At 40.4% G+C, this 15,788-nt stretch carries 10 protein-coding genes; 6 read left to right on the top strand and 4 right to left on the bottom strand.

What is annotated here, in order from left to right; translation table 11 throughout:
- The first annotated feature begins 145 nt into the window (after positions 1-145).
- Positions 146-3,334 (top strand): hypothetical protein, encoded by a 3,189-nt coding sequence (locus JQC92_RS17325; RefSeq protein ID WP_205000816.1) that lies wholly within the window; start codon positions 146-148, stop codon positions 3,332-3,334.
- A 29-nt stretch (positions 3,335-3,363) separates the two neighbouring features.
- On the opposite strand, the gene hutI is transcribed toward JQC92_RS17325, so the two are convergent.
- A complete protein-coding gene (hutI, locus tag JQC92_RS17320) occupies positions 3,364-4,605 on the bottom strand; it encodes an imidazolonepropionase (protein ID WP_205000815.1) in 1,242 nt (413 codons plus the stop codon).
- 117 nt (positions 4,606-4,722) lie between these two features.
- Here hutI and hutC point away from each other — a divergent pair, with 117 nt between their 5' ends.
- The 3 genes from hutC to hutH all read left to right on the top strand — a co-directional run bounded on the left by hutC (position 4,723) and on the right by hutH (position 8,728).
- Positions 4,723-5,424 carry a histidine utilization repressor gene (gene hutC, locus JQC92_RS17315; RefSeq protein WP_205000814.1) on the top strand — a complete coding sequence of 234 codons (702 nt, stop codon included), beginning with the start codon at positions 4,723-4,725 and terminating at the stop codon, positions 5,422-5,424.
- Between the two features lie 110 nt (positions 5,425-5,534).
- Positions 5,535-7,211: a urocanate hydratase gene (hutU, locus tag JQC92_RS17310; protein WP_205000813.1), complete on the top strand. Its 1,677-nt coding sequence runs from the start codon at positions 5,535-5,537 to the stop codon at positions 7,209-7,211.
- Between the two features lie 11 nt (positions 7,212-7,222).
- Positions 7,223-8,728 carry a histidine ammonia-lyase gene (gene hutH / locus JQC92_RS17305; protein ID WP_205000812.1) on the top strand — a complete coding sequence of 502 codons (1,506 nt, stop codon included), beginning with the start codon at positions 7,223-7,225 and terminating at the stop codon, positions 8,726-8,728.
- Positions 8,729-8,783: 55 nt separating this feature from the next.
- Here the strand turns inward: hutH and JQC92_RS17300 are convergent, their stop codons facing one another.
- Positions 8,784-11,951, bottom strand: coding sequence for a hypothetical protein (locus JQC92_RS17300; protein WP_205000811.1), 3,168 nt, complete (start codon positions 11,949-11,951; stop codon positions 8,784-8,786).
- Positions 11,952-12,171: 220 nt separating this feature from the next.
- Here JQC92_RS17300 and JQC92_RS17295 point away from each other — a divergent pair, with 220 nt between their 5' ends.
- Positions 12,172-12,885: an SIMPL domain-containing protein gene (locus JQC92_RS17295; RefSeq protein ID WP_205000810.1), complete on the top strand. Its 714-nt coding sequence runs from the start codon at positions 12,172-12,174 to the stop codon at positions 12,883-12,885.
- Between the two features lie 19 nt (positions 12,886-12,904).
- Positions 12,905-13,594, top strand: coding sequence for a pyrimidine 5'-nucleotidase (gene yjjG, locus JQC92_RS17290; protein ID WP_420851326.1), 690 nt, complete (start codon positions 12,905-12,907; stop codon positions 13,592-13,594).
- 24 nt (positions 13,595-13,618) lie between these two features.
- Here the strand turns inward: yjjG and JQC92_RS17285 are convergent, their stop codons facing one another.
- Positions 13,619-14,305 carry a hypothetical protein gene (locus JQC92_RS17285; protein ID WP_205000808.1) on the bottom strand — a complete coding sequence of 229 codons (687 nt, stop codon included), beginning with the start codon at positions 14,303-14,305 and terminating at the stop codon, positions 13,619-13,621.
- Positions 14,306-14,374: 69 nt separating this feature from the next.
- On the bottom strand, positions 14,375-15,391 hold the full coding sequence (locus JQC92_RS17280) for a glycerophosphodiester phosphodiesterase (protein ID WP_205000807.1): 1,017 nt from the start codon (positions 15,389-15,391) through the stop codon (positions 14,375-14,377).
- Between the last annotated feature and the right edge of the window lie 397 nt (positions 15,392-15,788).

The following is a 15,788-nucleotide window of genomic DNA, read 5'->3' as shown; positions in this document are numbered from 1 at the left end:
TGACCATAGATCTTGGTTGAAAATTGACATGATGCGTTGCCTTATCTAGTGTAATTTACTGATCAGATCAACGAAACGATAATAAGTTCAATTTCCATAATATTTGTGTAGAAGAGTCAGCCTAGAAGCACTAGCAAATATTGATGTGATTGATATCAACTCAACGGATGATAAAAATCAAAATTTATTACATCTTGTATTGAGAAGTAGAAATCTGTCCAATTCGGCTAAATCAAAGTTGATAACTCAATTACTGGGTAATGGCTCAAGTGCATTTTTCAGAAAAGACAATGAAGGTGTTTCTCCATTAATGCTTGTGTTAAATCGGGAATATGATGCGTTAAGCGTTTGTCGTGAAAATGTATTAACCACACTTGAAGCCCTTACTCCTGAAACTTTAAGCCACCTACAGGTAGATGGTATCCATTTCTTAAATTACATGGCATTGCATGCTGAGGAGTATTCTCCTGATGCTATGGCATTGTTATGTCGTCACGGCGCAGCATCACATGTTCATCATGTTAATGAAGTCGAGATTGCTAAGGATTTGGCGAATAAGTGTTCGCCAGAAGAATATGTAGAGTACCGCTTGGTATTGTATGACGCCATTTTAGATCATGAACAATCGATTGCAGAAGATAAAACTGATGATGTTGAATTTGGTCATTATCAACGCATGAATAGCATGGGGCAAATCGAGGAAACCGAAGATCTGCAAGAGGAGGTTGGGAAGCCAAAAGTCGCTCGTTCAATGAGCATTGAAGATTACGAACAAGCCATTTTAAAGGCGAATAAAGAATCTTTTGGGCACAAGTTGGTGAGAGCATTTAAAGCGATACCAGATAAAATACATGACAAAGCATTGCAATACAGAGCAAGGCTTGATGCCAGTTACCGCCCAGAAGAAGATACTTTAGGGTTACTTAAATATCGGGCAGTACACCCAGTAGATAGAGTTGTACCGATAGATGTCGAAAGTCGGCAACACGGATTTGTGCCTATATTGATTGAGCGAAAATTTGATGTTGAACGCACCTCGAGCGAAATAGAGGAAATGGAAATTGATCAAATTGCGGATGAACTCTCTGCTCCTACAACTGAAGTTGAAACACGAAGAGAAAAATTAGAAGAAAAAATTGAACGTTTACATTCCGCAGCGTCTACACATTCAGAAGCATCGATAAAATTACAAGCAACCAGTAGCGAAGTGAATCAGAGACGACAAGAGGTTCGTGATAATTATAGAAGAACTCGTTCACACAACAAACTGTCCAGAAGTACTTCACAAAATAGTGATTTTAGCCAGCCTCTCAGTGCAAAAAGACGACTAGATCGCAATTCTCTTTCTAGACAAATGAGCCATTCACTACCCAAAGCCAGTATGAATTTTTCGCCTGAAAGCTCATTGAACAACTTACCGTCAGCAAGTTCATCACCATATTCGAGAGAAATGTCATACGAGGATGAGGTGTTCGAATCCCCAGTTAAAAAAGCAAGAGCACGAAGGGTCAGTTTTCAGCCTAATGTAGCAATGATCCGAGAGCAGGAGCCGTCAGAATTAAACACCGACGAAATAGCTGCGCAAAAGCCTGTATTGAGATCCCCGAGTAGAAGTACAACATCTTCAGTTAATGAGAGCCCTCAAGATGAATATGTGCCGGATCGCAACCCACTAACTGGGGATTGGAAAAATGGCGCAATCAGTAAAGCGCTCATGGAAATGAATCGAGCCATGATTACTCCAGCTTATGGTCATGAAGTAGAGCATGAACAGCCAGAAGTGAAACAGCGTAATAACTCAACAGGAGCACATGAAGAGAAAACGCTCGCCAATGGGTTGTTCCAAGTAGGCGCTTCAGTCGCAATTCCCGTAGCATGCAGCAGTAAATGTTGCAGTGTTGTCCCTATAGCTTCAAAACCTGAAAATCCTGAGATCGAAGAACAGGAAGACCAATATCTTACACAGATAGTGGCGGCAAAAGCCGAACTTCAATCCGTGGTGGCTACTGAAAAACAAGAAGGCAATCTGTCTAAAGCCACTGACATTGGAACATACGTCAGTGGGTTGGCTTGTGCAATTAGGGCTTACCCTACTGTGGATGAAGGACCTAAAGAAGCGAAGTTGTTTATACATGGTCTCAGTGTTGGTGAGCAAGTCATCAAACTTGTAAAAGCCATGAAAGAATTCGACGATGAAACACTGACTAAGAATGTAGAGTCATTATCAAAATTGGCATCTGAAGCACTAGATGTAGCTGAAGTAGGAGTAATTGCATTATCGGCTTTGGTTGGTGACGAAGATATGGGGGCACTCATTAACACATTACCTAAAGGAGTTACTGCGGCAAAGCAGTTTAAAACTTCTCTGGTGACCATCAAGGACGAGTTAGTGCGATTACTGAGTGTATTTAGGGAAATGCAAGACTCAAAAATGTTCGATAAAAATGCACCAGCAGACGCTAAATTAGCAGACAATGCACTCGACTTTTTAAAGCTCAGTGCACATTTTACTAAAGAGTTGGCATCTGTAGGTCGAAGCTTAGCCACGGCATCAAGAGAAATACTAACACTCACAGGACAAGCAGGCACTGCTGCAGGGCAAGCGGTTCCTGGACTCAGCATTTTTGTTTCGGTATTGGACATTGCAGAACGCGCAGTAAGTTTGACTCAGGCCGTCAGATCGTATGCACAAATGTCAGAGTACAAAACGACGCTTAAAGAGTCATTCAAAGATGATAGTGAGTTATCAGGCGTTGTTGATGAAGACACTAATCAAACTAATAAAGCAGAGTTGAAAAGATTAGCGTTTGAATCAGAATATGATGATCAAGTCGATACCTCTACCATTGACGAAGCCAAACGATATGACTTAGTTCGTGGACTTAAAAGGGTCAACGAAAAGCGGATAAAACGTGAAGCATTCAAAATGACCTTAGATGTAGCCAATATTGCAGCAGCCATTGCTGAATTGTCTGGTGCTGGAGCTGGAGCTGGTTTGGGTATCAGTGTGACTACGGCAGGCGTTAACATCGGTGCATTTACTGTGCGTAATGTTAAACAGCAATATCACGATTATAAAGCCGATGAAAAGTCTACAGAAGCTAAACATGCCGCACGATTGCGTCAAATTGAAGTGATGATTGGTTTACTACGTACAATAGAAATACCCGCTGAAGATGATGAATACGCACAAAAGACGACGTCAGCTCAGCTAGAAGAAGTTAAACAGCTCTTTAAAGCCGCAGGATTGCCACTTAGTAAGTTTTTAAAGCCAGGGTTAAAACCTGATGTGAGGCTACAAAACCTTTATGATGCACTTAAAAAGAGAGAGTAATTCATATGAAAATCACTCTCTGGTTGTTATCAGTGGTTATGAATTGGCAGAACTTGCCCATTTTTAATCACTTGTAGGCACGGATTAACACCATATCGATAAGAAAGCTCAGCTGGCGAATCAATATCCCATAAACAAAAATCTGCTTGCTTACCGACTTCTAAGCTGCCAATTGACTCAGCCATACCTAACGCTTTCGCAGCATGGATTGTTGTCCCTTTCAAGGTTTCTTCTGGTGTTAACTTAAACAAAGTACATGCCATATTCAGCATCAATAAAGTTGAACAAATCGGTGACGAGCCAGGATTAAAATCGCTCGCAACTACCATTGGAACATTGTATTGTCTGAGTAATTCAATCGGAGGTTGCTGAGTCTCACGTAAGAAGTAGAATGCACCAGGCAGTATGGTTGCGCAGGTATCTGATTGGCTCAAGGCTTTTACTCCATCCTCATTAAGGTGTTCAATGTGATCAACCGATAAAGCCCCCATTTTAGCTGCCAATGTTGAGCCACCTAAATTGGAGAGTTGTTCAGCATGAAGTTTAATGTTCAATCCGTATGATTTTGCCGCCGTTAATACACGTTGTGTTTGGTCAAGATTAAAAGCTATGTTTTCACAAAAAACATCAACAGCATCAGCTAAATTATCAGAGTTTATTTTAGGGAGCATCTCATTAATCACATAGTCAATGTATGCATCTGCACCAGCATCTTTAAATTCTGCCGGAATAGCATGAGCACCAAGAAAAGTGGTGCTGACATCAATGTGATGATGCAGTCCAAGCTCTCTAGCAACACGCAGTAGTTTTACTTCTGTTTCTGTATTGAGTCCATAACCTGACTTTATTTCAACGGTGGTTACGCCTTCTTTGGCTAGAGCATTGAGTCTTTTTCTTCCTAGTTCAAACAATTGTTCTTCAGTGGCGTCTCGGCAAGCTTGAACGGTTGATAAAATTCCACCTCCGGCACGAGCGATGTCTTCGTAGCTGGCACCATTAAGGCGCATTTCAAATTCATTGGCACGATTACCAGCAAAGACTAAATGAGTATGGGCATCAATTAAACCGGGTGTGATCCAACGGTTTTTGCCTTTGTAGATAGGAGTACTGAAAACGTCAAATTTGGGTAAATCTTTATACGTACCAATCCAAGCGATTTTTCCGTCTTTTACCGCAATGGCGCCTTCTTTAATGGCTCCATACGGCACGTCCGAGTTAAGCGCCATTGTGGCAATATTAACGTCAATCCAAAGCTGATCCCATTGCGCCATTGAGCAAATTCTCCTCAAAAAGATTAAAAAATATCTTGTCTTTACTTGTATATACAATATATATTTTATTCAAGTTTTGTTGAGTTTACCACCACTGCGATAAAAAACGGAGCGAATGTGACAAGAGCAAAGTTTGCATTAATTAAGCAACACATCGTAAAGAAAATTGAAATGGGCGAGTGGGAAGAAGGCACAAAGCTGCCATCAGAAAATCAACTTTCGCAAAATTTCAACTGTAGCCGAATGACAGCAAGACGAGCATTGTCCGAATTAACGGATGCAGGAATATTAGAACGCAGTCAGGGGATTGGTACTTTCGTTGCTGGATTAAAGTCTCAGTCATCAGTGTTGGCCATCAATAATATTGCAGACGAAATTAAATCGCGTGGTCATGGCTATCAAGCACGCCAATTACAATTAAGAACCTCTATTGCTGATGCTGAAATTGCGATGGCATTAGGTATCGAAATTAATAAGCCAGTCTATTATTCCGAAGTTGTACATTATGAGCAAGGCGTACCCTTGCAATTAGAAATTCGATATGTGAATCCAACTCTAGTTCCCGAATATTTAGATCAGAATTTTAATCAACAAACGCCACATGAATACCTTTCTCAGATTGCACCATTGGCGAAGGCTCATCATAAAATTCAAGCCGCTTTACCGTCCATTGAGCAAGTACAAAAACTTGAACTTAAAACAATGGAAGCATGTTTGGTGATCTCAAGACGGACTTGGTCTAATCAAGGTGCTGTCAGTTTCGCAAAATTAATTCATCCAGGTAATCGCTTCTACTTAGGTGGTCATATGTCTTTCTAAGGATGTGAATGTTCACTGACTAATGATTCTGGTTCAAGTTTAAAAATACTAAACAATAAAATAAATTAATAAGTAAATACTAACTTACGTAATTAAAGAAGGTACCCGACATGGACAAAAGACATGACAGTAGCCGTAAAATTTTGGCACCACATGGAACAAAACTAAGCTGCAAAAGCTGGTTAACCGAAGCGCCAATGCGCATGTTAATGAACAATTTACATCCTGATGTTGCTGAGCGACCAGAAGACTTAGTTGTGTATGGCGGCATTGGTCGTGCAGCACGTGACTGGGAAAGTTATGACAAAATCATTGAAACATTACAGCGCCTTGAAGATGACCAAACATTATTGGTGCAATCAGGTAAACCTGTTGGCGTATTTCAAACCCATAGTGACGCACCAAGAGTGTTGATCGCTAACTCAAACTTAGTGCCACACTGGGCTAACTGGGAACATTTTAATGAGCTTGATAAGCAAGGATTGGCGATGTACGGCCAAATGACGGCCGGTTCGTGGATTTACATTGGCACTCAAGGCATTGTTCAAGGTACTTACGAAACTTTTGTATCCGTTGCTAAAAAGCACTTTAATGGTGAAGCGAAAGGGCGCTGGATCCTAACTGGTGGTTTAGGTGGCATGGGGGGGGCACAATCATTAGCTGGCACAATGGCGGGATTTTCTGTGTTGGTGTGTGAAGTAGATGAAACTCGTATCGATTTCCGCTTACGTACTCGCTATGTCGATAGAAAAGCCCAAACATTGGATGAAGCGCTCGATATCATGAATAAGGCAAATGCAGAAGGTAAACCCGTTTCGGTTGGTCTATTGGCTAATGCTGCAGATGTATTTGCAGAGCTTGTGGAACGAGGTATTACCCCTGATGTGGTCACCGATCAAACCTCAGCACACGATCCACTCAATGGTTATTTGCCACAAGGTTGGACATTAGAGCAAGCGCAAACAGAGCGTTTAAAAGATGAAGCTGCTGTGGTTAACGCTGCGAAAGCGTCGATGGCTGTGCAAGTTAAAGCCATGCTAGCTCTGCAAGAACGCGGCGCCGCAACATTGGATTATGGAAATAATATTCGTCAGATGGCATTTGAAGTCGGCGTTGAAAATGCGTTTGATTTTCCAGGGTTTGTACCAGCTTACATTCGTCCACTTTTCTGTGAAGGTATTGGTCCGTTCCGTTGGGCAGCACTTTCAGGTGACCCTGAAGACATTTATAAAACCGACGCCAAAGTAAAAGAATTAATTCCAGACAACCCACATTTGCACAATTGGTTGGATATGGCGCGTGAGCGCATCGCATTTCAAGGCTTACCTGCTCGGATTTGCTGGGTAGGATTAAAAGATCGAGCAAGATTAGCGCTGGCCTTTAATGAAATGGTTAAAACTGGCGAACTTTCAGCGCCTGTTGTCATTGGCCGTGATCACCTTGATTCAGGTTCAGTTGCGAGTCCGAATAGAGAAACAGAATCAATGATGGACGGCTCTGATGCCGTTTCTGATTGGCCTTTACTGAATGCATTATTGAATACAGCAAGCGGTGCTACTTGGGTATCGTTACATCATGGTGGCGGTGTTGGAATGGGCTTTAGTCAGCATTCTGGTGTTGTGATTGTGTGTGATGGTAGTGACGCTGCAGCTAAACGCGTCGGTCGAGTATTATGGAATGACCCGGCCACAGGTGTCATGCGCCATGCCGATGCAGGTTATGACATCGCAAAAAATTGTGCGAAAGAGCAAGGCTTAGATTTGCCAATGATGAATTCTCAAGGTTAAGGAGTAATACCGTGCATAAGTTAGAATTACAACCAGGAAAACTGACCCTTGAGCAAATGCGTTTTGCGAGTCGTAACCCGATAAAGGTGTCATTGTCAGATAAAGCGATTGAAGGAATCAACCGCAGTGCAGCAATGGTACAAACGGTTTTAGAGGAAGGAAGGACAGTTTACGGCATTAACACCGGTTTTGGGTTGCTCGCCAATACTAAAATTGCTGCTGAAGATCTTGAGCTGCTACAACGTTCCATTGTTTTATCACATGCCGCTGGTGCTGGCCGTTTTATGGATGATAAAACCGTTCGTTTAATGATGTTACTTAAAATAAATTCACTTAGCCGAGGTTACTCAGGTATCCGCTTAGTCGTGATCGAATTTCTGATCGCCATGTTGAATGCTGAAATGTATCCGTGCGTGCGTGAAAAAGGTTCAGTAGGTGCTTCAGGCGATTTAGCACCATTGGCTCACATGTGTCTGCCAATTATTGGTGAAGGTGAGGTGCGTTATAAAGGCCAGATATTAAATACAGAAGAAGGACTAAAATTAGCGGGTATCAAGCCGCTTGATCTTGCTGCAAAAGAAGGCTTAGCGCTATTGAATGGCACACAAGCTTCAACAGCATTAGCATTAGAAGGCTTATTTAATGCGCAAGACCTTCATACTCAAGCAACCGTGATTGGTGCAATGAGTGTAGAGGCGGCTATGGGCAGTCGCAGCCCGTTTGATGCTCGAATTCATGAAATTCGTGGTCAGCAAGATCAGATTGATAGTGCAGCGATGTTCCGAAGCATACTGGGTGAGACATCGGAGATTTGTGAGAGCCATAAAAATTGCGAAAAAGTACAAGATCCGTATTCGTTGCGTTGTCAGCCACAAGTACTTGGTGCTTGCTTAACCCAAATTCGTAATGCTGCTGAAGTTCTTAAAACAGAAGCTAATGGCGTGACCGATAACCCACTGGTATTTTTTGATAATGGCGACATTATTTCTGGCGGTAACTTCCATGCTGAGCCTGTGGCAATGGCAGCTGATAATTTAGCAATTGCGATTGCAGAAATTGGTGCGTTATCAGAGCGCAGAATGGCATTATTGATTGACTCCAGCCTATCAAAACTACCGCCATTCTTAGTGGATAATGGTGGTGTAAATTCAGGCTTTATGATTGCGCAGGTGACATCTGCTGCTTTAGCGTCTGAGAATAAAACTTTTGCACACCCAGCATCGGTTGATAGTTTACCGACGTCAGCTAACCAAGAAGACCATGTATCAATGGCTACCTTTGCTGCTCGACGTTTACGTGATATGTCAGAAAACACGCGTGGTATTTTGGCTATCGAGTGGCTAGCTGCTGCGCAAGGTTTAGATTTTAGAGCGCCGCTTGAGCCAAGTAAACCAATTGCTAATGCCAAGTCGTGTTTACGTGAAAAAGTGTCGCATTATGATCGTGATCGTTACTTTGGACCTGATATTGAGATGGCGACGGAGTTGCTTGAGAGTGAAGCACTAATTTCGCTCTAATTATGGAAAAAAGAGCAGTAAAGAGTCATATTACTGCTCCTTAAATATTATTCAGTTAACTGCAAATTTCTAATAGTTGTTTTATGGTGAATTGAGTGTCATTTGAAGGGTCTTGAACTCTACTTCCTGCAGCAATTTGTGAAGCTGCACTATCAGTTAAAAGTGCTTTTGCTTCTCCACACTGTCTCATCAACCTTTTATATCTCGGTGTGCTAGCTTCTTTCAATAAATCCACTTTAGGCCCCAAGGTTGCTATATAAGCATTCAAATTTTCCACCAAAGTTGAAGATGAAGTTGTCGATTTACTTTTTTCAGATTGAGTTAACATCATCTCTGGCATTCTTGCATCAACATTAAATTCAGTGAGTCCGGTTGGGAGTGCCAACTGTTCAATATTATTAGACTTCATGTCTTGATTCAGTCTCGATTCAAACGCCTCAATCATCGTACTTGGATTTCCCAATGATGAACTGCGGGTGATTAAACTTGTCACTCCTATTTGGATTGGTTTAATCGCCGTATTCCAATTAGTAACTGAGCAAGGAATATGGGCGATAAGCTTGCCCTTATAAGTCAGTTGTAAAGAGTCGTTTTGCTTGAAAATGAAGTCAAAATTTGAGTCTAACTTTGTGATTTCGAAAAGTCTCAGGGCTGCATTTGCGCGGGTAGCAGCTGTCAGGTTTGTTGCCACTAAAGCATTAAAAATAACGCAGGCTTGTTTGATGGTTACATCGCTATGTAATCGAGAAAACATTTGTTCCCTAGATTCTGCTATTTCTTTGGCTTTAGGCTGTAATCTCCAAGCAGGTTTTTGCGCATGATTTAAGTGTGTTAAATCATCGAGTGTATACGTTGAGCTTGGCTGTGATTTAGGTTTTGAAGTTATTTTGGTTTCACCATTTGCATATTGTGTTTGTTTAGGAGTAAGCCTTTGTCTGTCATCGGCTCTCCCTTGGTCTTGAGATAAGAACTGTGAATGTATCTGCAATTGGTCAATAGTCGAAGCGTGCTGTTGAGGTGTCAGTGTTTCTGAAGCCATTGTTTGAGAAGTGAGGCTGCAGTATGCTCGCTCAGCTTCTTTAAAAGCCGCATTTTGATGTTCCACCAGTTTCGGCTTAGCGTCTTGTAAATCATCAAATTCTTTGTCAGCTAAAGCTTCTTGATGCAGTAATTGTTCAACATTTCTATATTGGTCGTTTGTTGGTGAAATTGACATTGCGAGAGAAACCTCACCATCTACCGCAACAAAAAAGCAAATCGCTTGCGTGCGTTTCTGCCGAAAATGAAGGCATTGAATAACATTCTTTGAGATAAAATGCTCTGAATCTTGATATAGCCACTTTAACGCTTCGGCAGATTGCACAAAATCTAATGGAGCATACTGCGCTAATGGAATACGGATATTCATGCTTTTGACTAAAGCAGAGATCGCTCTATGTTGTTTGTGATGGTGTTTTGGAAGTTCACCTAAGTTTATGAGTTTAGTAAGCGGGTATCGCTGTCGGTTCAAGAACTCCATGCTATCTGCAAAAGACACACTGACTTTGCTAATTGGAATATTCTTACGAGATGAACGTACCCCAATGTAAACTTCAATTGTATTTGACCGCGGTAGTCTCTTAACTAACAATCGTAACGATTGCGCAAAGGCTGGGGGTGATTTTTGTATGAGTAATAAGAATGCTTCGAGTTGTCGATATGGTCGTATTAACTGAGTAGTGTCACGATGCTTAATGTCCTCTGTACTGGTTGCAACTTGACCGACTTCTGCATCCATATTGTGCATTTCTTTGACTAAATGATCTAGCTCCTCTGTATATGGTGTTCTTATGGCATTACATTCGTTTTTAAGTTGTTTGAGTGTAATTAATTGATTGAGTCTATTATGGCATTTTGAACTGAGTCTATTTAAGCTTTCTAACAAACCTTGTTTGAAGTCTTCATCTGAAGTACGAACTTCATTAGGAGTAAGAGAACTTACCAGAGGGACTATTTTTTTTACTCTACTCATTGCGTGATAAAGTTCGCCGTCATCCGAACACAGTTGCTTTAGAGCATCGATATCAAGCTCTTTATTTACAAGAGCTTTCAGTTTTTGTTTATACCATTCTTTGATGTCTTTTAGCTGCTTAAGGTTCTCTTGATATTCTGCTTCTTGAGCAATATTGGCGTTTAGTATTAAAGATTCCAATTCAGTCGCTTGACTCAATTCGTATCCGCATAAGTCAGCAAAATAAAAGGAGACACCACAAACTTCGATTGTTGCAGCAGTGCAATGTTTAGGAATGATATTTGGCGGAATACCAAGATGAAGTCGAGCCGTAGGTACTAACCGCTTATCAATTCGACATGCTCTTTGCGCTGTAGAGGACAGTTTTGGGAAAATTTTATTTAAATAATACAATGTGTCTATAATTCTAAGCCTATCGCTTGTTGCGGCAATAGCTAGTCTCGCAACGTCTGAACTGTGCTCCTGTGGGGATTCAGTAAGGAATAATTTCATGACCACTTTAATAAGAGCTTTGCTTGGAGTATCGCAAGGAAAGTGGCATGAGAATGTCAATATATTTGCTCCGTTAACCTTAAAATCTACTGTTCGCTGAGCAATATCAACTTTAAGCTGAACACAAGAGCCCTGAAGCTTCGAAAGGCGTCGCTTTAATTTTAGAAAAGCATCAACCGCTTGTTCTACTGCTTCTTTAAAGTCACTATCACTTTTTTTAAGAAATTCTCCGTAAGTAGATAGCATAGAGTCACAAATTTTGTGTATGTCCTCTTGAAGGCACAAGGCTTTAACATTTTCAGCCATTAATAGTGACGCATGATCTAAAGATAATTTAGTGAAAAGAGTCGGATCCAACTCTTTGCATCGTGTTGATCGCATGGAGAAAATTTCTGTCCCTGAAACCGATACGGTTAAATGTTGTTCTATATGATTTATTTTTATAGATAATTGGTCTTTTCTTTCAGATGATAAAGATGACTTTAGTTTGTGAAATGCCTCCAAAAGTTGAATAGGGGATTGATGAAAGGCTAAGCTTGTTTCTGGCTCTGAGATGTAATTATGGTAAGCGTGTAGTAGCTGATTGAGTTCCTGATTGTCACCTTTAAGCTTAAATGACTTCAGTAATGTTCTTCTAGCCTGCTCAACTTGTTTACAGTATTGCCCTCTTTCTGTGTAAGAATGACTTGCAGCTGATGGAGGAACGGCTCGAATTGACATAGTGAAAGCAGCTTTAGAAATAAAATATAATGATAGTGAGCTGCCTTTTACCAATCAAGCAATCGAAATTAAATCGGTTTAATGAACCTTAGTTATTAAAGTTCAATTAAAAACTGAGGTAGATTGCGAATAGTTTTAATCTAATATTGAGTTGAACTAGAGTCTTCATCCAATTGTCACATAGTAAATTGTTCTGATAAGTGTTTGAGTGGAGTGAATGATGAAAAACATGACTAAATTCTTTTCTATTGGCTTAATGGCCAATTTAGTTTTATTGGCGAATGTTGCCCAGTCTGCAGAGTTTAATCAACCGCACATCAATGTTACTGGCGTGAGCCAAATTGAAGTAAAACCAGATACCGCAAACATCTCGATTTCAGTTAGTGTCGTTAAACCCAAGGCAATCGAAGCAAAAGAGGATGCCGATCATGCTGTGGCCAACTTAATGAAACGCCTTACAAAATTTGATCTGAAGAAAGGTGACATTACGAGTGCTAATTTAAACTTAAGCACTGAATATCGTTACCCGCCAAAGCAAGAGCGACAGCTCGTTGGTTTTAGAGCATCGAGAGATATTAAGTTAACAGTTTCAAACCTCGACAAAGTAAGCAAAATACTTGATGAGTCGATTAAGTCAGGGGTCAACCAAGTAAATAGCATCAATTTCAGTGTTAAAGATAAAAATAAATATTTAGAAGAAGCGAGAGCTCTAGCAATTAAAGACGCAAAAACAAAAGCCCGAGCACTCGCAAAAGGGTTTGACTCAAAGCTTGCAGGTGTTTGGGAAATTCGCTATCAAAATATGCAACCATCGGAACAACCTGTATTTAAAGACAGAATGATGTTCAGTAGTGCCGCTGCAACTGATAATAGCTATCAAAATTCAAAAATCACCTTTAGTGATAGAGTGCAAGTCGTGTTTCTACTAAAATAATCCTTTATTTGATTTTGGAGTGTTTACGTTGTTTCCTTATCAATGGGTGTTGTTTGATGCCGATGAAACCTTGTTTCATTTTGATGCACATGCTGGATTATTGCATTTGTTTAAGCAATATGATGTAACGTTTACAGAAACCGTTTATCAACAATATCAACACGTAAATCATGAATTATGGCTTCAATATCAAGCGGGCAACATCACTGCACAACAGTTACAAGTGACTCGCTTTAATATTTGGTCTGACAGGCTGGGTGTTGAAGCAGGGCTACTTAACGCCGGTTTTTTAGATGCGATGGCTTTTGTGAGTCAACCTATCGAAGGTGTGCTTGAAGTGTTGGAAACGTTATCCTCAAAAACAAATATTGGTATTGTAACCAACGGTTTTACTGCGTTACAAAAAAAACGCTTAACTAATACTGGAGTTGATCAATTTATTGATTTACTCGTCATATCTGAAGAAATTGGCGCAGCCAAACCTGAGAGTAAGATTTTTGAATATGCCCTTGAAAAAATGAGTAATCCAACACCTAATAAAGTGCTCATGGTTGGCGATAATCTCGATACTGATATTCTAGGCGGCAATCAAATGGGTTTTGATACGTGCTGGTGTAATTTCAATAAACGACTTAACTCCAACGATATTACAGCTGATTTCGAATTAAATGACTTTTATTCCTTTTTCAGTCTGCTTGAGTTGTCCTGAGTCAAACTAGCCCCCAGCGCGAGGCTAATCTGTCACTGTTTCTCCAAGCTCATTAAGCAAATGTTTTGCTTCATATTTTAATTGTCCTAGCTTGTAGTTGTAATTCACTGCGCTCTCATTTACTTCATTCGTATTTCGGTTACTATACTTCAAGGGCCCTCTTTGTTGAAATGATGTTCCTCTAGAGGGCTCTGTCACGCTAACATCACTTTGTCGCTTTACCGAGAGAATATGGTGAAGGCCTGCTATTACGGCAGATCTGTTCTCACTCTTTATATTTTGTTTAAGTTCATGGATCATACAATCTTGTTTTACTTGATGTTTAAATGCAAAATAGTGATGCGAACCTATAACTGTTGCTATAGCAGTTGTGAGCGTTCGAGCTTTTGTTCCTGATAGTTTGGGATATCGACCACTGTAAAGTAAACCTTCGAGATTTCCTGAATACCTTTCTGGAGTACCTTCAGACATACTTTCAGATGGGGTTGTATGAAAGTCACTTATCGAATTTGATTGCCCTTCAGTGGTTGGCCTTACATAAAATATTCCTGCATCGGGAGTGCTTTGAAGTTTTTGGTATGTATCTGGCTTCTTGACCAGTTGAGCATCATGCCTTTGCTCGTATGTTCCAGCTTTATGTGATATCAATCTAGATACAGCTTGTAAAAAGGCCATAATTTTAATTTTTTGTGTGATGAATGAATCAATCAATTATAGATATAAATATTAACTAACAATATAAGGTTAACTAGGTTTAATGACCCGAACATACTCAGTTAATCAAGTGTGCTTGAAATGTTGGGGTAGACCTTTTACTGCGAGTATTCCTTTCAAAATATCCGGCCTGTCGGTAATGATGCCATCAACGCCCCAATCAATCAGTTGATTTACTTTTGTGTAGTTAAAATCCGTATGTTCGTGCTCAGTCCAGCCCCAAGGTACAACTTTAATACCTAATTGATGAGCATGCTCAATTTGTTGTTGAGTTACGTCTTGTTCATAAGGCTCCCAAAACGTACCACCCAACTTTTTTACCATTTTTGGGTAATCGTAATCATAATTACTGGCAAGTAATGGGCTTGTCCAAATTTTGCCATTTCCTACTTTATATTCAGCCTGTGTGTTGTCGGGATCATACTCTGGCTCAGTTAAATAGGCGGTGTGAATTCCTGGGATGAGTTGCTGTATATCAACAAGCGCCTGCCATTCAAACGCTTGAATTTCGGCCTGATTGCTTATGTGGTTTTGGTTTATTGCCATGGCGAGTGCTTTAGCAATTACCTCTGGGGAAACAGACAGTTCCTTTTGAGTTGGATCTGTTTTTATCTCCATTTGATATCGCACAGGATATTTGGCATTGGCTTTTACAAAATGAATGACTTGTTCGAGTGTCGGGATATGAACATCTTTCATTGCAATATGATGAGGGTACATTTGCTGAAACTCTGAGCCTGCTTTAATGTTACCCACTTGGTACTGTTGCAGTTGTTTCAGCGATAGATTTTTAATGGGTATTGGTTTTGTTATCCAATTACCATTCGCATCTTGTGTGGTTTGTGGATTTAGCGTTAGATTATGAGTTACAACTAAGACGCCATCCTTTGTCATATTGATGTCCATATCAATAACATCGACGCCCATTTTTAATGCAGCATCATAAGCAGGTAATGTATTTTCGGGTGCAATGGCTCTGAAGCCTCTGTGGGCATAAATATCAACATAGTGAGAAGAAGCAAGCGCAGAGAAAGGCGTTAAGCCAGAAAGTAATAATGACAGAATAATTATATTTTTATCCATGCACACGACCTCACAAAGGGAAGATATAACATCCGTAAAACAATATGTGATTATTACGCAGCTGAATAATTAATAATTGTTAACCATAAAAGAAATGAGTTTATTAGCATTCTAAGTTTGCTGATGAGTGGCCTATAACATGGGAAGCAGATTATACCCATGATACCTGAAGATACTCTATTTCAGCGAGAATGCACAACTTGTTAATCAAGGCGACAGTGTGCAGAAATAGTGAGCTATTGTTAGCGCTGGCAACACAGAGTAACACACTGTTCAACTCGCACTGCGTGGACTTCTCAGCGCCAATTCTTCTTTGTTACATTAGCTCGAAAGAATCCCGATATTCCTTCACTAATGCGCCTCAAAGCATTGGCGCTGAGAAAGTCCTGAAACATGC

Origin of the sequence: Parashewanella hymeniacidonis (genome assembly GCF_016900895.1) — a bacterium.
Classification (GTDB): domain Bacteria; phylum Pseudomonadota; class Gammaproteobacteria; order Enterobacterales; family Shewanellaceae; genus Parashewanella; species Parashewanella hymeniacidonis.
This window is presented reverse-complemented; position numbering and strand designations above follow the sequence as displayed.